This window comes from Polaromonas sp. P3_A5 (assembly GCF_056403055.1).
Genome location: NZ_JBFUGF010000001.1, coordinates 2,505,521 through 2,525,407, shown reverse-complemented (window position 1 = coordinate 2,525,407; position 19,887 = coordinate 2,505,521). Strand labels below are relative to the sequence as shown.

The following is a 19,887-nucleotide window of genomic DNA, read 5'->3' as shown; positions in this document are numbered from 1 at the left end:
CTATTTTCCAGCGTCGCCGCCACCTTAAACTCCGGTCATGTCATCGATCATCTCCAGCCAGTTTGCCAGCCGCGTCACGCTGGTGCGCGACAAGGTGGAGTCTTTCGCGGCCTACCCGTTTCACCTGCCGGCCATCCGCACGCTGGAGCATATTGACCTGCACCCGAAAGTGACGTTCTTTGTGGGTGAAAACGGCTCGGGAAAGTCGACGCTGCTGGAGGCGATTGCAGTTTCGCTGGGGTTTAACGCAGAAGGCGGTACCAAAAATTTCCGTTTCGGTACGCGCGTTTCCCATTCGGTGCTGAACGAATACATTCGCGTTGCCAAAGGCTTCAAGCGGCCGAAGACCGGCTTTTTTCTGCGTGCAGAGAGCTTCTTCAATGTGGCGACGGAGATCGAGAACCTGGACGCAGAACCTTCCATGGGGCCGCCGGTGATCACTTTCTATGGCTCGCGCTCGTTGCATGAGCAGTCTCACGGCGAGTCATTTCTGTCGCTGCTCAACCACCGGTTCGGCCCGGAAGGGATGTACATCCTTGACGAGCCGGAAGCGGCCCTGTCGCCGCAACGCCAGCTGGCGGTGTTGTCGCGCATGCATGACCTGGTGCTGGAGCGGTCGCAGTTTTTGATCGCGACGCATTCGCCCATCCTGATGGCTTACCCGGACGCCTGGATTTATGCGTGCTCAGAGTCCGGCCTGGAGCGCATTCAGTACGTCGAGACTGAGCACTACCGGGTTACGCGCGATTTTTTGCAAAACCCGGAGCGCATGCTTCGCCTGCTGCTGGAGCGCAAGGACGAACCTGACGCATCTGCGTGAGCGGGGCCTGGATCAAACCATCGCCGCCAGCCGCGTCCCCTGGTTAATCGCGCGTTTGGCGTCGAGTTCGCTGGCTTCATCTGCGCCGCCAATCAGGTGCGTCTTGACGCCTGCCGCGCGCAGCGGCTCCAGCAGTTCGCGGAGGGGTTCCTGCCCGGCGCACAGCACGATGTTGTCGACTGACAGCACGGTGCCGTCCAGCCGCTTTTCGCCGAAGGTGATGAAGAGGCTGAGGCCTGAGCCTCCTTCGTTTTCACCAATGCGTTCATAGTTGACGCCTGAAAGCATTTCGACGTTTTTCATTTTCAGCGCGGCACGGTGGATCCAGCCGGTGGTCTTGCCCAGGCCCGCGCCCAGCTTGCCGGGCTTGCGCTGCAGCAGGGTGACATGGCGCGCCGGCGGCGTGACCTGCGGGCGCACGACGCCGCCGCGCACTTCGCCGGGATCGGCCACACCCCATTCGGCGAGCCAGGCGGGCAGGTCGAGTGCGGTGGAGTGACCGGTGGGTGTGACGAGGAATTCGGCGACGTCAAAGCCGATGCCGCCTGCGCCTATGAGCGCGACGCGCTCGCCCACGGGTTGGCGGCCCAGCAGCACATCGATGTAGCTGAGCACCTTGGGATGGTCTTGCCCGGGAATGCGCGGGTTGCGCGGCGTGACGCCGGTGGCCAGCACGACTTCGTCAAACTTTTGCGCAATGAGGTCGGCCGCCGAGACGCGGGTGTTCAGGTGCAGCTTCACGCCGGTGCCGGTGATGCGCTGGCCGAAGTAGCGCAGGGTTTCTTCGAACTCTTCCTTGCCGGGCACGCGCTTGGCCAGGTTGAACTGGCCGCCGATTTTGTCGGCAGCGTCATACAAATCCACGCTGTGGCCGCGCAGGGCCAGTGTGGTGGCGGCGGCCAGACCCGCGGGGCCTGCGCCTATGACGGCAACGCGTTTTTGGGCGGGAGCGATGCGGATGACAAGTTCGGTTTCATGCCCGGCGCGGGGGTTGACGAGGCAGCTTGCCAGCTTGGCCTGGAAGGCGTGGTCCAGGCAGGCCTGGTTGCAGGCGATGCAGGTGTTGATCTCGTCGCGGCGCCCCTGCGCGGCCTTGTTGACGAACTCGGGGTCGGCCAGGAAGGGGCGGGCCATGCTGACCATGTCGGCGCTGCCGTCGGCCAGAACCTGTTCGGCCACTTCGGGCATGTTCAGGCGGTTGCTGGTGATGACAGGAATCGTGAGGCCGGCGGCACGCAGGTCGCCTCGCAGCTTTTTGGTGACCCAGGTGAAGGCGCCGCGTGGTACTGACGTCGCGATTGTCGGCACACGCGCCTCATGCCAGCCGATGCCGCTGTTGATGAGCGTGGCACCGGCGGCTTCAACGGCTTTGGCCAGCAGCACGACTTCTTCCCAGCTGCTGCCGCCGGGAATCAGGTCGATCATCGAGAGGCGGTAGATGATGATGAAGTCGCGGCCGACGGCTTCGCGCGTGCGGCGCACGATCTCCACGGCCACACGCATGCGGTTGCCATAGCTGCCGCCCCACTCGTCGGTGCGCTGGTTGGTGTGGGTAACGAGGAACTGGTTGATAAAGTAGCCTTCGCTGCCCATGATCTCGACGCCGTCGTAGCCGCCATCGCGGGCCAGCATGGCGCAGCGGATGAAGGCGCGAATCTGCCGCTCGACGCCGCCGGAGCTAAGCTCGCGCGGGGTGAATGGCGAGATCGGGCTCTGGATGCGCGAGGGCGCGACGCACAGCGGGTGGTAGCCGTAGCGGCCGGTGTGCAAAATTTGCAGGGCAATCTTGCCGCCTTCGGTGTGCACGGCGTCGGTGACCTGTTTGTGGCGACGCGCAGCGCCTGAGCTGGCGAGCATGCCGGCGAAAGGTTTGGTCCAGCCGGCGATGTTGGGCGCAAAGCCCCCGGTAACCATGAGGCCCACGCCGCCGCGTGCGCGCTCGGCAAAGTAGGCGGCCATGGCGGGGAAGTGTTTGCGGCCGTCTTCCAGGCCGGTGTGCATGCTGCCCATCAGCACGCGGTTCTTCAGCGTGGTGAAGCCCAGGTCCAGCGGCGCGAGCAGGTGGGGGTAGGGGGAAGCGGGGTCCAGGGAAAAAGAGGAAGACGCAAGGGAAGGGGGCGTCGTCGCCGAAGTGGGGGTCGCGGCCAAGGCAGGTCTCCTGTCAAAACTGCCTGCATGGTAGTCGCTGCGGGGCCGGCGGCACAGCGCGCCGGGTACTCTAGGGGACAGGCTCTACGCCGCCTTCGGGCTAACCCGGGCCCCCACGGTCGCTCACTTCGTGTAGCTCCCTGCCCCCCAAGGGGGCCGCTGCGCCTGCGGCCCGGCGAAGCCGGTTCCGCGGCCCCTGCTTGCATGAAGAGTTCAGCGGCGTAACCAGTGGGCGTATTTCACCAGTGGGGGCCGCGGGACTGGCTTTGCCAGACCGCAGGCGCCGCCCCCTCGAGGGGGAACAGGCTACACGCAGTGAGCCTGGACGGGGGTGGCTTATAGATCGCCCGGCGAAGCCGGTTCCGCGGCTCATGCTGGCCTGGCCGGCTCGCTTTGCATCGCCTTTTCTGGTGCCCTCAGGGTATCGGGGCAGCGGCCTTGCGGTGTTGTCCGACACCCGCCCGCAGCCTGTGCTGGTACTTTGAAGCTTCGATTTCTGGAGCACTCATGGCAAAAACCAACACCAGCCCGACACGCGCCAAAACCGGCGAAGGCGCGACGGTGCCGCATCCTCCGCACAGCGAGCCGGACGATGAAGCGGATGGCAACGATGCCAGCACCTTGATTGAAAACCCGGTGAAGCCCGGAAAGGCCGGCAAGCTCAAGCAGCACAGCTTTCCTGACGGCGGGGGCAGCGGCGGCGCCGAGGCTTTCCGGCGCGGGCCGCGCAGGGGCAAGCCTTCGCCCGGCGTTTGATCGGGGTTTGATGAAGCTCGCGACCTTTAACGTCAACGGCATCAAGACGCGGCTTCCGCAGTTGCTGGACTGGCTGGCCAAAGAGTCGCCCGACGTGGTCTGCCTGCAGGAGCTCAAGGCGCTGGACAGTGTGTTTCCCCAGGCCGACCTGCGGGAAGCGGGTTACAGCGCTTTATGGAAAGGCCAGCGTTCATGGAACGGTGTGGCGATTCTGGCCAGGGGTGAGGCGCCGGTTGAAATACGGCGTGAGCTGCCCGGCGATGCGTCAGATGACCACAGCCGCTATCTGGAGGCGGCGGTGGACGGCATCGTCGTGGCCTGCCTGTACCTGCCCAACGGCAACCCGCAGCCCGGCCCCAAGTTCGACTACAAGCTGGCCTGGTTTGAGCGGCTGCAGAAGCACGCGGCGGGGCTTTATGCGTCCGGGCACCCGGTGGCGCTGGCGGGTGACTTCAACGTGGTGCCGACGGACTTTGATATCTACAACCCCAAGTCCTGGCGCAAGGACGCCTTGTTGCAGCCCGAAAGCCGGGCGGCCTATGAAAAGCTGTTGGGGCAAGGCTGGGTAGACAGCCTGCGGCATTTGCATCCGGACGAACGCGTCTACACCTTCTGGGACTATTTTCGCCAGCATTGGCAGCGCAACGCGGGCTTGCGCATCGACCACATCCTGCTGAACGCTGAACTGGCGCCGCGTCTGAAAGCTGCCGGGGTAGACAGCTGGGTGCGCGGGCAGGAGCACGCCAGCGACCATGCGCCGGTGTGGGTGGAGCTGGGTGTGGCGCGTAAAGCTGCGGGCGCGGTGAAGAAGAAGGTGGCCAAAGTGGCGAGGCCGCGAGCGGCAGCGGTGCCGCGCAAAAAAGCTCCGTAAGCCAATGCCGTGCCTTGCGGATTCGTTGCTATTAATTCAATAGCTGCCTGCGCAAGTCCCTATTGGTCTAGCGGCTGTTTTTGATCGCAGTCGCGGCGTCAGTCACCAGTTCAGGGCCTTTGTAGATGAGGCCGGTATAGATCTGCACGACGTCGGCGCCGGCCTTGATCTTGGAGACGGCGTCCGCACCGCTCATGATGCCGCCCACGCCGATGATGGGAAAGCCTTTGCCGAGTGCCGCGCGCAACTGGCCGATGACGCGGTTGCTGGCCTCCAGCACCGGGGCGCCGCTCAGGCCGCCGGCCTCTTCGGCATGGCGCATGCCTTTCACCGCGTCGCGGCTCAGCGTGGTGTTGGTGGCGACGACGCCGTCCATGGCGTGGCGCTTGAGCGTGGCGGCAATCACATCGACCTGGGCTTCATCGAGGTCGGGTGCGATCTTCACAAAAATCGGCACACGCTTGCCGTGCTGTTTGGCCAGGGTCTCGCGGCGTTCGGCGATGCGGCCGAGCAGGGCGTCCAGGGCTTCGTCGCTTTGCAGGGCGCGCAGGTTTTTGGTGTTGGGGCTGGAGATATTGACGGTGACGTAGTCCGCGTGCGGGTAGACACCGTCCAGGCAGGTCAGGTAATCGTCCACCGCGTTTTCAATCGGCGTGGCGGCGTTTTTGCCGATGTTCAGGCCCAGCAGCAGGCTGTTTTGCGCGCCTTGCTTGCGCACGCTGGATCGCTGCACATTGGCCAGAAAAGCGGCCAGCCCTTCATTGTTAAAGCCCAGGCGGTTGATGAGCGCGTTGGCTTCGGTGAGGCGGAACATGCGCGGCTTGGGGTTGCCCGGTTGGCCCAGAGGGGTGACGGTGCCGACTTCGACAAAACCAAAACCCATGGCGGCCAGGCCGTCGATGCAACGGGCGTTTTTATCGAGCCCGGCGGCCAGACCCACGCGGTTGGCGAATTTCAGGCCGGCCAGCTCGACGGGATCGCTCACGCGGTTGCCGCAGTAGGCCAGCGACAGCGGCGTGCCCTGGGTACGCGCGAGCGAAGCCATGGTCAGCTCGTGGGCGGTTTCGGGGTCAAGCCCAAATAAAAAAGGGCGGGCCAGGGCGTAGGGGAGCAGGGACATTGGATAATTCGGCTTTTGGCGATGAGGCGATGAACCACCCGGGCAGGCCGGGCATGAAGCCTGATTGTCGCAAAACCCGTTTCGCCCCGGCCCGACCCCCAAACACTCTTCAACACTTCCATGACTCAAGCCATGACCCAAGACGAACTCAAAACCCTGGTCGGCCAGGCAGCCCTTCACTATGTCGAGGAAGGTAGCATTGTGGGAGTGGGCACCGGCTCGACTGTGAACAAATTCATTGACGCGCTGGGCACCATGAAGGGGCGCATTGCCGGTGCCGTGTCGAGCTCGGTGGCCTCGACGGAACGCCTGCAGGCGCTGGGCATCAAGGTGTTTGACGCGACGGAGGTGGACGAGCTGGCGGTGTACATCGACGGCGCCGACGAGATCGACAACGCGGGTTATATGGTCAAGGGCGGCGGTGCGGCGCTGACGCGTGAAAAGATCGTGGCGGCCCAGTCGCGCAAGTTTGTCTGCATTGCCGACGAGTCCAAGCTGGTGCAGGCGCTGGGCAACTTTCCGCTGCCCGTTGAGGTGATTCCGATGGCGGCCAGGCGCATCGCGCGGCAGTTTGCGGCCATGGGCGGCACGGCCAACCTGCGGCTCAAGGACGGTAAACCGCTGGTCACCGACAACGGCCAGCACATCCTGGACGTGACCGGCCTGAAGATCGCCGACCCACTGGGTTTTGAGTCGCAGGTCAACCAGTGGCCGGGCGTGGTGACGGTGGGGGTGTTCGCCCACCAGAAGGCGCATGTCTGCCTGCTGGGTGCGCCGGGCGGGGTGAAGACGCTGGTGTTCTAGGCTGCTCTAGCCCCAGAAAGCAAAACGCCGGGCTGGTACCCGGCGTTTTGCATTTTCAGAGCCCGCTCAGAATTTGATGCCGGCAGGGTTGTTGGCCGTGGCGGCGGGTGGTGCCGCCGGAGCAGCCTGTTGGGATGGTGCGGCAGGAGCGGCTGGGGCGGTGCCCGCTGCTGGAGATTTGCTCACGGCGACCAGGGGTGTAGGCGCGGGGCGCTGGTAGGTGGCTGGCAATATGGACGCAGCAGGGTAGCCCGCTGCATTCAGGTACTGCGTCCACTCTGCGTCCGAATAGCCTTTGAGTTGCTGGGCGGCTATGGTCAGAAAGGGTAGCGATGCATCGCCGCTCACCCGCTGCAGGGCCGCAATATCTTCATTGGTGCTAACGGTTTTCTCGCTGAAGGGAATGCCACGGCTTATCAGCATGGCACGAGCGGAACCGCAGGGAATACATTTTTCGTTGGTGTACAACGTGACCGGGTATTTGCTGACAACCTGTCGCAATTCGAAAGGAAGACCTCCGGATGCTGCTCCACCACTTGACGCTGCGTTGGCAGCGCTAACCTTGCCGCTACTTGCCGCCGGCGGTGGCTGGTCGGAAAAGGTGACCTTGCCGTCGGGTCCCACGATGCGGTAGACCTGCTGCGCGTGTGACGGCAGCGCCATAAAAATTAAGCTTCCCCCAAGCAGCAGCATGGCCAGCAGGGCGTTGGGAGAGAAGGATCTAACAGCGTTTGATTTCATGGTTTCCCCAGTCAGTCTTGAATTTGAATTGAAGTGGCTTGGCTCAGGTGTTTCAAGCCATACCCTGGTGGCGCATCAGCGCGTCCAGCGTTGGCTCCCGGCCCCGGAAGGCCTTGAATGATTCCATGGCCGGACGGCTGCCCCCTGCTTCCAGGATGGCTTGCCGGTATTTTCGGCCTGTTTCTACATTAACGGTACCCGATCCTGTGCCGGCGTCAGTGTTTGTACCCGGATCGGCTGCAGGATGGGCGGACTCTTCAAACGCGGCATAAGCGTCGGCAGACAGGACTTCGGCCCATTTGTAGCTGTAATACCCGGCCGCATAACCACCGGAAAAAATGTGACTGAATGTATGCGCAGTACGGCTGTAGGCCGGGGCCGCAATGACAGCGACTTCGCGGCGCACCTCGTTCAGGAGATCCATCAGGTCGTCGGCTGGGTTGTGAGAGGTGTGCAGCAGCATGTCGAATAGTGAAAACTCGACCTGGCGCAGCGTCTGCATGCCGCTCTGGAAGTTTTTGGCGGCCAGCATCTTGTCGAACAGCTCGCGCGGCAGGGCAGCGCCGGTGTCCACGTGGGCGGTCATGTGCTTGAGCACGTCCCACTCCCAGCAAAAGTTTTCCATGAACTGGCTGGGAAGCTCGACGGCGTCCCATTCGACGCCGCTGATGCCGGAAACGTCCCGTTCGTTGACCTGGGTGAGCATGTGGTGCAGCCCGTGGCCGAATTCGTGGAACAGCGTGGTCACGTCGTCGTGCGTGAGCAGGGCTGGCTTGCCGCCCACGCCCTCGGCGAAATTGCAGACGAGATGCGCCACCGGGGTTTGTAGCTTGCCGTTGTCGGGGCGCAGCCAGCGGGTGCGCACATCATCCATCCAGGCGCCGCCGCGTTTGCCGTTGCGGGCGGGCTGGTCCAGGTAGAACTGGCCCACGAGCTGGCCGTTGCGCTCGATACGGAAAAACTCTACGCCAGGCTTCCACACGGGTGCCGAGTCCTTGCGGATGGCGACTTCAAACAGTGTTTCCACGATCCTGAAGAGGCCTGCCAGCACTTTGGGGGCAGTGAAGTACTGTTTGACTTCCTGTTCACTGAAGGCGTAGCGCGCTTCCTTGAGTTTTTCGCCGATGTAGGCGTAGTCCCAGGCTTGCAGGTCGGCCAGGCCCAACTGGGTGGTGGCAAAGGCGCGCAGGTCGGTAACATCCTTTTCGGCATAGGGTCGGGCGCGCCGGGCAAGGTCACGCAAAAACGTGATGACCTCGTCGGGGGACTTGGCCATCTTGGCGACCACCGAGACCTCGCCGAAATTACGGTAGCCCAGCAGCTTCGCCTCTTCGAGGCGCAGCGCAAGGATTTCCTTCATGATGGCGCTGTTGTCGAATTTGCTGAACTCGGGTGCGGCCTGGTCGCTGGCGCGGGTGGTGTAGGCCTTGTAAAAGGTTTCGCGCAGTTTGCTGCTTTTGGCAAACTGCATGACAGGCAGGTAGCTTGGCATTTTCAGGCTGAGGCGGTAGCCGGTCTTGCCTTCGGACTGGGCCTGGTTGCGTGCTGTTTCAAGCACGTCTGCAGGAATGCCCTCAACCTCGGCTTCTGTCGCGTAATAGGCAAATGCGTCGGTGGCGTCCAGGGCGTTCTCACTGAATTTCTGGTTCAGCTCGGCCTGGCGTTCCTGGATCTCGGCAAAACGGTCGCGGTCGGCGCCCTTCAGTTCCGCACCCGACAGCACAAAGTTGCGAATGGCGTTTTTATGGGCCTGGCGCTGCTCGGTGTTCAGGGTGGCCACGTCGATGGCTTTGTATTTGGCGTAAAGGCGCTCATCGGCGCCCAGGCGGGTCCAGAACTCAGTCACGCGCGGCAGGGCGGCGTTGTAGGCCGCGCGCAGTTCCGGCGTGTCGGCCACGCTGTTGAGGTGGCTCACGGCGCCCCAAGCGCGGCCCAGGTTCTCGGTGGCCACGTCCAGCACGCCGGCGATACCGCTCCATGAGGCCGGAAAATCCGCTGCCGTGACATGCTCAAGGGCGCTTTCAGCCTTGGCCAGCAGCTCGTCGAGGGCTGGCGCCACATGCTCGGGCTGAATCCGGTCAAACAGGGGAAGGTCGGAGAAGTCGAGAAGGGGATTGGTCATGACGTACAGCTGTGGGCGAAAGTCTCGAATCTAAAGGCCTGGGGCTACCGGGCCAGGAAGAATGTGCCTGTCGGGGCGCTATCGGGGCAATTACCCCGTGCCTTGCGGGCGGGGAACTCAGCCCTGTGCACTCTTCTTGACGCTTTTCAATTGGGGTTTTTTGGCGCGTTTGACGGTGCCGCCGGGCGTGAGGCGCTGGTTGCCGAGCACGCGCAGGGTTTTGACTTCGGGGCGCTGGCCGTAGCGGGAGCTGTTTTTCAGTACCTTGACATCACGGGGGCCGGGCATGCGGTCTTCATTGACCTTCTTTTCCTTTTCCGGCATTGGGCGCCACAGGACCAGCAGCTTGCCGATATGCTGGATGGGGGCGGCGTTGAGTTCATCTGCCAGGTTCTGGAAAATCGCTTCTCGGCCGGCGCGGTCGTCTGATTGAACCCGCACCTTGATGAGGCCGTGCGCGTTCAGGGCCGCGTCGGTTTCTTTCTTGACGGCAGCGGTCAGGCCATCGGAGCCGATCATCACCACTGCGTTCAGGTGATGGGCATCGGCGCGGTGATCCTTGCGCTGGGCGGGGGTAAGTTGTATTTGAGCCATGACCCAATTATCGGGGGAGTCGGGAAGAGGACAATAGACCCCATGAAAGTAAATGCCAAGACCGACTTCAAACCCGGCACCCAGACCGACGCGAAGGCCGCTGCCAAAGCCGTATCGAAAGCCAGTGCGAAAGGGAAAAAGGTCAACAAGGCGTGGTTGCACGACCACATCAACGACCCCTACGTCAAATTGGCCCAAAAAGAGGGCTACCGGGCCAGGGCCGCTTACAAATTGAAGGAAATTGACGAAACCTTCGGCCTGATCCGGCCGGGGGACTGTGTGGTCGACCTGGGTAGCACGCCCGGGGCCTGGAGTCAGTACGTGAGGCGCAAGCTGTCACCCACCGGCGCGGCGGCGGGGGAGCTCAACGGCCGCATCATCGGGCTGGACCTGCTGCCCATGGAGCCGATCGAGGGGGTGACTTTTATCCAGGGCGACTTCCGGGAGGCGGAGGTGCTGCAGAAGCTGGAGCAGGCGCTGGCCTCGTCCGAAGGGCAGATCCGGGTCGATCTTGTGATCTCGGACATGGCGCCCAACCTGTCGGGTATTGAATCGGCCGATGCGGCCCGGATTGCCCACCTCATAGAGCTGGCCGTGGAATTTGCCCAGAACCGGATGAAACCGGATGGCACGCTGGTGGTGAAGCTTTTTCACGGCAGTGGATACGATCAGCTCGTGAAGCTTTTCAAGGACACCTTCAAGACGGTCAAGCCCCTCAAACCCAAGGCCTCGCGCCCCGGGTCGTCGGAGATTTTCCTGATTGGCAGAGGACTTAAAAGGCGCGCTGACGCTGCACAATGAGTGCGATACGGTGGCAAAAATCACCTAAACCCGCTTCAAACATGGGGCTGGCAGGGGATTACGCGGTTTTTGCCCTTGAAACGCCTAAAATCAGGCGCATGTGACTTTTGTTCTTATACCGGAGTAGTCCTTGAACAATCAGTGGTTTTCCAAAATTGCAATCTGGCTGGTTATCGCCATGGTGCTGTTTACCGTATTCAAGCAATTTGATCCACGCGGTAGCGCCGGCTCAAACTACCTGGGTTACTCCGAGTTCCTGGAAGAGGTGCGCGGCAAGCGCATCAAGCAGGCCACCATCGCCGAAGGCCAGGGCGGCACCGAGATTTCCGCAACCACGGTGGATGATCGCAAGGTTCGCACCACCGCAACCTACCTTGACCGCGGCCTCGTCGGCGACCTGATCGCCAACGACGTGAAGTTTGACGTCAAGCCCCGCGAAGAAACCTCCCTGCTCACGTCCCTGCTGATCAGCTGGGGCCCCATGCTGCTGCTGATCGGCGTGTGGATTTATTTCATGCGGCAGATGCAGGGCGGCGGCAAGGGCGGGGCTTTCAGCTTCGGTAAATCCAAGGCGCGCCTGCTCGATGAATCCACCAATCCAGTGACTTTTGCCGACGTGGCGGGCTGCGACGAAGCCAAGGAAGAAGTCAAGGAAGTGGTCGACTTCCTGAAAGACCCCGCCAAATTCCAGAAACTGGGTGGCCGTATTCCGCGTGGCTTGCTGCTGGTTGGCCCTCCGGGCACCGGTAAAACCCTGCTGGCCAAGAGCATTGCCGGCGAAGCAAAAGTTCCGTTTTTCTCGATTTCCGGCTCTGACTTCGTTGAAATGTTCGTCGGTGTGGGTGCGTCGCGTGTGCGCGACATGTTCGACAACGCCAAGAAAAACGCGCCTTGCATCATCTTTATCGATGAAATCGACGCAGTCGGCCGCCAGCGCGGCGCGGGCCTGGGCGGCGGCAATGACGAACGCGAGCAGACCCTGAACCAGATGCTGGTCGAGATGGATGGTTTTGAAACCAATGTCGGCGTGATCGTGGTGGCTGCCACCAACCGTCCCGACATCCTGGACGCCGCCTTGCTTCGTCCCGGCCGTTTTGACCGCCAGGTCTATGTGACGCTGCCCGATATCCGCGGCCGCGAGCAGATCCTGAATGTGCACATGCGCAAGGTTCCGCTCGGCCAGGATGTGAGCCCCGGGGTCATCGCCCGCGGCACGCCCGGCATGTCGGGCGCTGACCTGGCCAACCTGTGCAACGAAGCCGCCCTGATGGCTGCACGCCGCAACGCGCGCACCGTCGAGATGCAGGACTTCGAAAAAGCCAAAGACAAGATACTGATGGGCCCCGAGCGCAAGAGCATGGTCATGCCCGAAGAAGAGCGCCGCAACACGGCCTACCATGAGTCCGGTCACGCGCTGCTCGGCAAGATGCTGCCGAAGTGCGATCCGGTTCACAAGGTCACCATTATTCCGCGCGGCCGTGCACTGGGCGTGACCATGAGCCTGCCGGCGCAAGACCGCTACAGCTATGACCGCGAGTACATGCTGAGCCAGATCAGCATGCTGTTTGGCGGCCGTATCGCCGAAGAAGTCTTCATGAACCAGATGACCACGGGCGCCAGCAACGACTTTGAACGTGCCACAGCGCTGGCCCGCGACATGGTCACCCGTTACGGCATGACCGAGGCCCTGGGCCCCATGGTGTACGCGGAAAATGAAGGCGAAGTGTTTTTGGGCCGTTCAGTCACCAAGACCAACAACATGAGCGAGTCGACCCTGCAAAAGGTGGACGGCGAAGTACGCCGCATCATCGACCAGCAGTACGCCCAGGCGCGCAAGCTGATCGAGGACAACCAGGACAAGATGCATGCCATGGCCAAGGCCTTGCTCGAATGGGAAACCATTGACGGCGACCAGCTGGACGACATCATGGCCGGCAAGGAACCCCGGCCGCCCAAGGACTGGACGCCGCGCAATTCGTCGGTAGGCGGCGGTAGCGGTCCCAGCGGCGGTACACCTGCTGTCAGTACCGATCCGGCACCTACGGTAGCCTGATTCCTCCACAAGCATGAAGACGACTGCCAGGCAGTCATCACAACCGGGGCCAGTCCCCGGTTTTTTCATGGTGGAGAACATGGCTCCTGGGCTTGCCACTTTGTATGGCTTCGGCAACGCACCGTTCGTTGCGCGGTATTGCATTGCTTACCGGCCTGTGGTTTAACCCTTCATTCGTTTCGGGACATCCATCCATGATCTGGCAAACCTCCCGCTTTCAGATTGATCTGTCCAAGCCGCGCGTCATGGGTATCGTCAATGTCACGCCCGACTCATTTTCGGATGGGGGCAGGTATTTCACCCTCGGTGGTGGTTTTTCAGGCGTCTTTGCTCATTGTGAGAAATTGATCCGGGATGGCGCCGACATGCTGGACATTGGCGGTGAATCAAGCCGGCCTGGCGCACCGCCCGTACCACTGGAGGAAGAGCTTGAACGGGTGCTGCCTGTGGTTCGCCATGCGGTCAGCCTCGGTGTGCCGCTGTCGGTTGACACGTACAAACCTGAAGTGATGCAGGCTGTGCTCGACCTGGGCGCCGATGTCATCAACGACATCTGGGCCCTGCGCAAACCGGGTGCGGTGCAGGTGGTGGCGCAGCACCCGAATTGCGGTGTCTGTCTGATGCACATGCATCGCGAACCCCAGACCATGCAGGTTGCCCCCATGGAGGGCGATGTGGTACCGCAGGTGATGGCTTTTCTGGAAAGCGCCGCATCTGGCCTGCAGGCCGCTGGCGTTGATAGATCCCGCATCGTGCTGGATGTGGGTGTGGGCTTTGGTAAAACCGTGGCGCAGAATTTCGCGTTGCTCGCGCGGCAGCAGGAGTTCCTCGCCACCGGTTATCCGTTGCTGGCCGCCTGGTCGCGCAAATCGTCTTTGGCCGCCGTAACCAGCGCCTCGCTCGCGACTGTCGCCCAGCTCGACGTGACCGACCGCATGGTACCCAGCGTAGCGGCCGCCTTGCTGGCGGTGGACCGAGGCGCCCGTATCGTGCGTGTGCATGATGTGCGTGAGACTGTGCAGGCCCTGAAGGTATGGATGGCAGCGCGCTAGCAGTTTTGTCGCTATCCGGCAAAGATGGCGGCTTTGGCCGACAAAGGGCTGTACGGGGCACCTAAAATAGGCCCCTGTTTCAAGAACAACAAGCTCCACAGGGACAAAACTCCATGACCAGAAAATACTTCGGCACCGACGGCATTCGCGGAACGGTGGGCCAGCCGCCCATCACGCCCGACTTCGTCTTACGGCTTGCGCACGCGGTCGGCCGGGTCCTTCGCAAGACCGAATCCCGCCCTACGGTGCTGATCGGCAAGGACACCCGCATTTCCGGCTACATGCTGGAAAGCGCGCTGGAGTCCGGCTTCAACTCCGCCGGCGTCGATGTAGTGCTGCTCGGCCCCTTGCCTACGCCGGGTGTGGCCTACCTCACGCGGGCCCAACGCGCCAGCCTGGGGGTCGTCATCAGTGCGAGCCACAACGCCTACCCTGACAACGGCATCAAGTTTTTCAGCGCGCAGGGCACCAAGCTCGATGATGCGTGGGAACTGGCCGTGGAAGCTGCGCTCGACGAGCCACCCGTCTGGGCCGATTCTGCGACTTTGGGCAAAGCCCGCCGTCTTGATGATGCGGCAGGACGTTATACCGAATTTTGCAAAAGCACCTTTGCCAATGACCTGACGCTTCGCGGCCTGAAGATCGTGGTCGACGGTGCCCACGGTGCGGCTTATCACATCGCCCCCATGGTTTTTCATGAACTGGGCGCTGAAGTCATTGCCATCGGCTGCGCACCCGACGGCCTCAACATCAACCACGAAGTCGGTGCGACGCACCCCGAGGCTCTGATCGCCAAGGTCAAGGCCAGCAAGGCGGACTACGGCATTGCGCTGGACGGCGACGCCGACCGGCTGCAGATCGTGGACGCCGAAGGCCGGCTCTTCAACGGCGACGAGGTGCTGTACCTGATGGTCAACGAGCGGCTGGCGCGCGGTGAGAAAGTACCCGGCACCGTGGGCACCCTGATGACCAATATGGCCGTGGAAGTGGCGTTGAAGGCCAAAGGCGTGGAATTTGTACGCGCCAAGGTTGGCGACCGCTACGTGCTCGAGGAGCTTGAAAAGCGTGGCTGGCTGCTGGGCGGCGAGGGTTCGGGCCACCTGCTGGCGCTCGACAAGCACACCACCGGTGACGGCCTCATCAGCGCGTTGCAGGTGTTGCAGGCCTGTGTGCGCAGCAAGAAAACTCTCGCCCAGCTGCTGAGCGATGTAGTGTTGTTCCCGCAGACACTGGTCAATGTGCGCCTCAAGCCCGACCAGGACTGGCAGAGCAGCAAACCCCTGGCCGACATGACCAAAACGGTGGAAGCCGAGTTGGGCAACACGGGCCGCCTGTTGATTCGTGCCAGCGGCACCGAGCCGCTGCTGCGTGTGATGGTCGAAGCGCGCGATGCGGCCCAGGCCAAAAGCTGCGCCGAGCGGGTGGCGGACACGGTGCGGTCCTGAGTGACTTATTCAGGAAAATAGTGGCTGAAACCCTTTAAGGGCGGGCGCAAGCAGCTATTAAATCGATAGCGATCCGTCGAACAGGCTAGGAAGCCTCTACGGCCTCCATCAAGCGAGCCCGCTCATCCGGCGTGAGCACCTTGGGTGATACGCGTGGCATCCCATCATCCGGGTTAAAGAAGGGCGTGATCTTGTAGCCGCCATTGAGCCTCGTGCGTATCAGTGTCGCCATGAACCGGAGGATGGACACGGTGGTGCTGACCGGCATGGCTTCGGGGTTACCTTTGGCGCTCTTCATGCCGACTTTCATGCGCACAAGGCCGAAGGCGGCGTCGAGACTTGTTGACGGATCTTTCAGGCAGTTGTGCAGCAGGCCGACATGCGAGACCTTGAAGTCACGCGAGGTGTTGCCGATCGGTGTGTTGCAACAGCTGGCATACCAGCGCAACATGCCCTTGTCACTGAGCGACATGCAGGTGAGCGCCTCCTGGCCGTGGGTGAAGGTGACGTGTTGGGGCAGCGTGGCGACCACGTCCGATCCGCCCATTTCATCCAGAATCTCGTCGGCTTTGCCCAGAAAGTGGGCGTAGGCCTGGCAGTCCTTGCAGTAGCAGATACCCCGGCATACCGATTCGGTGTGACTGACATGGCCGCGGAGTGTGCCGCATTGGCAGCGCAAGGGGTGATTCATGTGAGAGCCCTGTTTGATGGGTGAGCCATTTAACACTCAGACGCGCGGAACCCCGAGTTCTTGTCTGGCAGGGCAGTCCGGTCAGTGCGCGTACGGTGTTTCCTGATGCCGATGAGTGCAATAGCTCCCGCGGTCTGCGTCGTAACCATGACCAGTGGATAAAGCAGTCCGATACCGAGTGTCGCCACGATAAAACCGGTGCTGGCGTAAAGCGTGGATTCACGTTTGTATTCTGAGCAAAGCGCCAGGACAAGGCCAAGCCCGGCAAGAATGAACGTAAGGCAGGTCAACCAGATAACAGCGTTGGCGTCATTCAGCGCAAAGACGCTGCTTGGCTGGAGTTCGGCAATATAGCTGCGTTCTTGCCGCACCATGCCCAGCCGGTTCAGCGCGTTCAATAGCTTGCCCCCGAAGAGCACACCGCCGGCGCGATGAACGCACCACAACGCAAGAAACAATGAGAAGGCGACGAGGGCCGAGGCAAACGACAGTTTCCCCAAAGACACTCTTTCGCCGGCACCGAGCAATCGCTTAAGCATTCTCAGCCTGCGAAGGGTAGAGATGTTTGCAGAATCGCCACTCATGCACCGGCTGGTCATCAATGTAGGCTGTAGGCTTTGGCAGATAAGCTTCAAAACACTCGCTGATCCCTAGTTCGATGGCTGTGGTTCGGCAGTATTCAGCACCTCCCGAGCTCCAGAGAAACAAGGTTGCGCCTTCGGATTTCAGCCGCCTGACCTGGGCAATTACCGCAGGCATGGGAATACGCTTCGCACCAACGGACCTGACCATGGTGTCGTCGACATCGATAAAAACGACTTGTGGGGTCATGGGTGTTGAACCTTTGTTTGACCCCGGAATATGTGTGACGCCAGCAGCCACAAGGCTACCGGCAGCAAAAGTGCGGCGGCAAGTACCTCCGAAAGAATTGTGACGTTGGCGATCAGAGGATGAAACTCGATGGGGGCCAACGCATAGTGGCCCAGGCCGTCAAAACCTAACGCCGCGTAAACAGCCATCAGCAGCAGGCCCATAGCCACGAATTTTTTGCGCATGAGCAGCAAGCCAACGGCACCCACCGAAGTGATGGCAGCCCACACCCCATAAACCTGCGCACGTGTTAGCCAGGCCGGCAGGTTCGGATATTCGCAGATGAACTCGGCGTTGTGGCTGAAATGGCCGAGACTGGCGAGGAAGTAGGCTGCTGTCAGGGCGAGCAGCAGTTTGGGAAAGTCGTTGAAGCTGCGAAAGAAACGCATCGTTCAGGCCTGTGGTTAGAGGGGTGGACCCGCAGGCATCTGGCCTGTGGGTTACCAGTCTAACCAACCGGGCAGCCGCGCCGCTCGACGGCCTATTGTTCGCTAACTCAAGCCAGCGTATATGCCGTCTTCACCGTCGTGAAAAACTCCTGCGCATACTTGCCCTGCTCACGCGGGCCGTAGCTGGAGCCCTTGCGGCCGCCAAACGGCACGTGGTAGTCCACACCGGCGGTTGGGAGGTTCACCATGACCATGCCGGCCTGGCTGTGGCGCTTGAAGTGGGTCGCGTATTTGAGGCTGGTGGTGGCGATGCCAGCTGACAGGCCGAATGGCGTGTCATTGGCAGCGGCGAGTGCGGCCTCGTAGTCCTTCACCCGGATGATGCTGGCAACGGGACCGAAAATTTCTTCGCGGTTGATGCGCATGCCGGCGGTGCTTTCGCTGAAAAGCGCTGGTGTCATGAAGTAGCCTTCGGCGCCGCTGCCGGTGTGACAACGTACGCGGTCACCGCCAAATGACAAGGTCGCGCCTTCCTGCTGGCCGATGGCGATGTAGCTTAAGTCCTGCTCCAGCTGGGCTTGTGAAGAAACCGGGCCGATGTCGGTTCCGGCAGTCAGGGCGTCGCCCACCTTGATGCGGGCCATGCGTTCCTGAAGCGCCTTGACGAAAGCAGGGTAAATGCCTTCGGTCACGATGAGGCGGCTTGATGCTGTGCAGCGTTGCCCAGTGGAGTAAAAAGCGCTCTGTGCGCTGAGTTCCACGGCCTGGGTCAGGTCGGCGTCGTCCAGGATGACCTGCGGGTTCTTGCCGCCCATTTCGAGCTGCACCTTCTTGAGGTTTTTCGCGCAAACCTCAGCAATGCGGCTGCCCACGCCGACCGAGCCGGTAAAGCTGATGGCATTGACGCCCGGATGGTTGACCAGCGCATCGCCGATGACGCGGCCGGGCCCCATCACCAGGTTGAACACGCCCGCCGGAATACCTGAGCGCGAGATGATTTCGGCCAGGGCCCAGGCACTGCCTGGAACCAGGTCTGCCGGCTTGAGCACCACGCAATTGCCGAAGGCCAGCGCCGGCGCAATCTTCCAGGCCGGGATGGCGATGGGGAAATTCCACGGCGTGATCAGGCCGACGACGCCCACGGGTTCACGCGTGATTTCCACGCCGATGCCCGGGCGAACCGACGGCATGGTTTCACCGCCCAGGCGCAGGCATTCGCCGGCAAAGAATTTGAAGATGTGGCCAGCGCGGGTGGCTTCGCCAATGCCTTCAGGTTTGGTCTTGCCTTCTTCGCGCGAGAGCAGGGTGCCCAGCTCTTCGCGGCGTGCCAGGATTTCAGTGCCGATCTTGTCGAGCGCATCGGAACGGGCCTGGATGCCCGAGGTAGACCAGGCCGGGAAGGCGGCCTGTGCGGCCTGCACGGCGGCATCCAGCCCTGCGGCGTCGGCCTGTGTGTACTCGCCGATCACGTCGGCGAGATTACTGGGGTTCAGGTTCGGGCTGTAGCTGCTGCCGGCCAGCCATTGGCCGGCGATGAGGTTGTCGTGTTTGGTGGACATGAGGTGGCTCCAGAAGAAATCAGGGTTGATCAGGGGCGAGAGGGCGCGCAGGTTGCGGGAATGCCACAGGCGGCGCCACATCAATCGCGTAGAAACGCAAGGCGTTATCGCACATCATCGCATGTTGCTGGTTTGCCGGCAGGTGGTCCAGCATGCCGGCCACACTGCCAACCAGGTCCGGATAGTTTATGCGCAGGCCCGCCACCGGAAAGTTGCTGGCAAACATGCAGCGCTGCCAGCCGAAAATGGCCACCGTCTCGCGCACGATGCGCGCGTTTTCGTGCCAGTCCCAAGGCTGGCCGCGCAGGCCGAACTCGGAAAGCTTGACGTGTACGTTTTCCTGCCGGGCCAGCGTTTCCATCCAGCCGCGCCAGCGTTTGAGGCCTTCTTCGCTGCGGTCCCAGGCAAAGCCGTGGTGGTTCAGGGCGATGGGCACTTTCGGAAACATCGCTGCCACGGTAGCCGCTTCGGGCAAGTGCCAGGCGGGCACGCGCAGGTCCCACCGCAGGCCGAATTTCTCCAGCAATGAAAAGCCGCGCAGCCAGTTTTCGTGTTGCATGGTGCCCGCTTGCCCTTTGACGCTTTGGTCCGCTGCGGCAGATGTGACGGGTTTGCTGCGGATGCCGCGCACCAGTTCAAACTGCGACTGCGCGAGCAGGCATTCCCCGCTATCAGGCCGGTCAAACCAGGCGTGCGCCACGATGGCGTTCGGAAACCCGTGCCTGGCGTGAACCTCATGCAGCCAAGCAGTTTCGGCAACCTGCTCAAGGCGGCTGCGTTCGGCTTCCACATGCACGGTTGCCACCACGTCGCAAGGCCCTACAGCGGCCCGGTAGTCCGTTGCGAGGAAATCCCGGCAAATCGGCCGGTAGTCGCCGAGGAAGAAGGCGCCAGGATCGTACGCTTCCTGCAACCAGGGGTAGTGGCCTTTCGACAGGTCCCACAGGTGGTGGTGTGCGTCGACGACGGGCCCTGTAAACGCCTTCACAGGTGCGGGCAGTGAGGTGGGCGATGTGCCTGTGCTCTTCATGAACCGGGAGTGGATACAGAC

19 protein-coding genes are annotated in these 19,887 nt (G+C 62.0%); 8 read left to right on the top strand and 11 right to left on the bottom strand.

Annotated features, from left to right (window positions below):
• Positions 1 to 46 precede the first annotated feature (46 nt).
• The gene (locus AC1DU8_RS11975; RefSeq protein ID WP_477667252.1) at positions 47 to 820 is read left to right on the top strand and encodes an AAA family ATPase; all 774 of its coding nucleotides are present in this window, start codon (positions 47 to 49) and stop codon (positions 818 to 820) included.
• Positions 821 to 832: 12 nt separating this feature from the next.
• Here AC1DU8_RS11975 and AC1DU8_RS11970 read toward each other — a convergent pair whose 3' ends face one another.
• Positions 833 to 2,908, bottom strand: a complete 2,076-nt coding sequence (locus AC1DU8_RS11970) for an oxidoreductase (RefSeq protein WP_477727049.1) — start codon at positions 2,906 to 2,908, stop codon at positions 833 to 835.
• A gap of 567 nt (positions 2,909 to 3,475) precedes the next feature.
• Between AC1DU8_RS11970 and AC1DU8_RS11965 the strand changes: the two genes are divergently transcribed.
• The gene (locus tag AC1DU8_RS11965) at positions 3,476 to 3,724 is read left to right on the top strand and encodes a hypothetical protein (protein ID WP_477726785.1); all 249 of its coding nucleotides are present in this window, start codon (positions 3,476 to 3,478) and stop codon (positions 3,722 to 3,724) included.
• Between the two features lie 10 nt (positions 3,725 to 3,734).
• The gene (gene xth / locus AC1DU8_RS11960; protein WP_477702129.1) at positions 3,735 to 4,595 is read left to right on the top strand and encodes an exodeoxyribonuclease III; all 861 of its coding nucleotides are present in this window, start codon (positions 3,735 to 3,737) and stop codon (positions 4,593 to 4,595) included.
• Between the two features lie 67 nt (positions 4,596 to 4,662).
• Here the strand turns inward: xth and AC1DU8_RS11955 are convergent, their stop codons facing one another.
• Positions 4,663 to 5,715, bottom strand: a complete 1,053-nt coding sequence (locus AC1DU8_RS11955) for a quinone-dependent dihydroorotate dehydrogenase (protein ID WP_477702128.1) — start codon at positions 5,713 to 5,715, stop codon at positions 4,663 to 4,665.
• A gap of 132 nt (positions 5,716 to 5,847) precedes the next feature.
• Between AC1DU8_RS11955 and rpiA the strand changes: the two genes are divergently transcribed.
• Complete coding sequence (gene rpiA, locus AC1DU8_RS11950) at positions 5,848 to 6,519, top strand: ribose-5-phosphate isomerase RpiA (RefSeq protein WP_477672095.1); 672 nt, start codon at positions 5,848 to 5,850, stop codon at positions 6,517 to 6,519.
• 66 nt (positions 6,520 to 6,585) lie between these two features.
• On the opposite strand, the gene AC1DU8_RS11945 is transcribed toward rpiA, so the two are convergent.
• The 3 genes from AC1DU8_RS11945 to AC1DU8_RS11935 form a co-directional block, all read right to left on the bottom strand.
• Positions 6,586 to 7,260 carry a glutaredoxin family protein gene (locus AC1DU8_RS11945; RefSeq protein WP_457278731.1) on the bottom strand — a complete coding sequence of 225 codons (675 nt, stop codon included), beginning with the start codon at positions 7,258 to 7,260 and terminating at the stop codon, positions 6,586 to 6,588.
• A 52-nt stretch (positions 7,261 to 7,312) separates the two neighbouring features.
• Positions 7,313 to 9,382, bottom strand: coding sequence for a M3 family metallopeptidase (locus AC1DU8_RS11940; protein WP_457278730.1), 2,070 nt, complete (start codon positions 9,380 to 9,382; stop codon positions 7,313 to 7,315).
• A gap of 117 nt (positions 9,383 to 9,499) precedes the next feature.
• A complete protein-coding gene (locus AC1DU8_RS11935) occupies positions 9,500 to 9,976 on the bottom strand; it encodes a YhbY family RNA-binding protein (protein WP_457278729.1) in 477 nt (158 codons plus the stop codon).
• 42 nt (positions 9,977 to 10,018) lie between these two features.
• Between AC1DU8_RS11935 and AC1DU8_RS11930 the strand changes: the two genes are divergently transcribed.
• From AC1DU8_RS11930 to glmM, 4 genes are all read left to right on the top strand, one after another.
• The gene (locus tag AC1DU8_RS11930) at positions 10,019 to 10,777 is read left to right on the top strand and encodes an RlmE family RNA methyltransferase (RefSeq protein WP_457278728.1); all 759 of its coding nucleotides are present in this window, start codon (positions 10,019 to 10,021) and stop codon (positions 10,775 to 10,777) included.
• Between the two features lie 130 nt (positions 10,778 to 10,907).
• Entirely contained in the window at positions 10,908 to 12,830 is a 1,923-nt protein-coding gene (ftsH, locus tag AC1DU8_RS11925; RefSeq protein ID WP_457278727.1) for an ATP-dependent zinc metalloprotease FtsH, read from the top strand.
• A 194-nt stretch (positions 12,831 to 13,024) separates the two neighbouring features.
• On the top strand, positions 13,025 to 13,882 hold the full coding sequence (gene folP / locus AC1DU8_RS11920) for a dihydropteroate synthase (RefSeq protein WP_477689000.1): 858 nt from the start codon (positions 13,025 to 13,027) through the stop codon (positions 13,880 to 13,882).
• Between the two features lie 113 nt (positions 13,883 to 13,995).
• A complete protein-coding gene (gene glmM, locus AC1DU8_RS11915) occupies positions 13,996 to 15,327 on the top strand; it encodes a phosphoglucosamine mutase (protein WP_477689001.1) in 1,332 nt (443 codons plus the stop codon).
• A gap of 85 nt (positions 15,328 to 15,412) precedes the next feature.
• Here the strand turns inward: glmM and AC1DU8_RS11910 are convergent, their stop codons facing one another.
• The 6 genes from AC1DU8_RS11910 to AC1DU8_RS11885 form a co-directional block, all read right to left on the bottom strand.
• The gene (locus AC1DU8_RS11910; RefSeq protein WP_477689002.1) at positions 15,413 to 16,018 is read right to left on the bottom strand and encodes a DUF6151 family protein; all 606 of its coding nucleotides are present in this window, start codon (positions 16,016 to 16,018) and stop codon (positions 15,413 to 15,415) included.
• A 29-nt stretch (positions 16,019 to 16,047) separates the two neighbouring features.
• Positions 16,048 to 16,557 carry a hypothetical protein gene (locus tag AC1DU8_RS11905; protein ID WP_457278723.1) on the bottom strand — a complete coding sequence of 170 codons (510 nt, stop codon included), beginning with the start codon at positions 16,555 to 16,557 and terminating at the stop codon, positions 16,048 to 16,050.
• Positions 16,550 to 16,849 carry a DUF705 domain-containing protein gene (locus AC1DU8_RS11900; RefSeq protein WP_457278722.1) on the bottom strand — a complete coding sequence of 100 codons (300 nt, stop codon included), beginning with the start codon at positions 16,847 to 16,849 and terminating at the stop codon, positions 16,550 to 16,552. The genes AC1DU8_RS11905 and AC1DU8_RS11900 overlap by 8 nt, the downstream gene beginning before the upstream one ends.
• A complete protein-coding gene (locus AC1DU8_RS11895; protein WP_457278721.1) occupies positions 16,846 to 17,277 on the bottom strand; it encodes a hypothetical protein in 432 nt (143 codons plus the stop codon). Before AC1DU8_RS11895 ends, AC1DU8_RS11900 begins: the two co-directional genes overlap by 4 nt.
• Positions 17,278 to 17,384: 107 nt before the next feature.
• Positions 17,385 to 18,836, bottom strand: a complete 1,452-nt coding sequence (locus tag AC1DU8_RS11890; RefSeq protein WP_457278720.1) for an aldehyde dehydrogenase family protein — start codon at positions 18,834 to 18,836, stop codon at positions 17,385 to 17,387.
• A 19-nt stretch (positions 18,837 to 18,855) separates the two neighbouring features.
• The gene (locus tag AC1DU8_RS11885) at positions 18,856 to 19,866 is read right to left on the bottom strand and encodes an amidohydrolase family protein (protein WP_457278719.1); all 1,011 of its coding nucleotides are present in this window, start codon (positions 19,864 to 19,866) and stop codon (positions 18,856 to 18,858) included.
• Between the last annotated feature and the right edge of the window lie 21 nt (positions 19,867 to 19,887).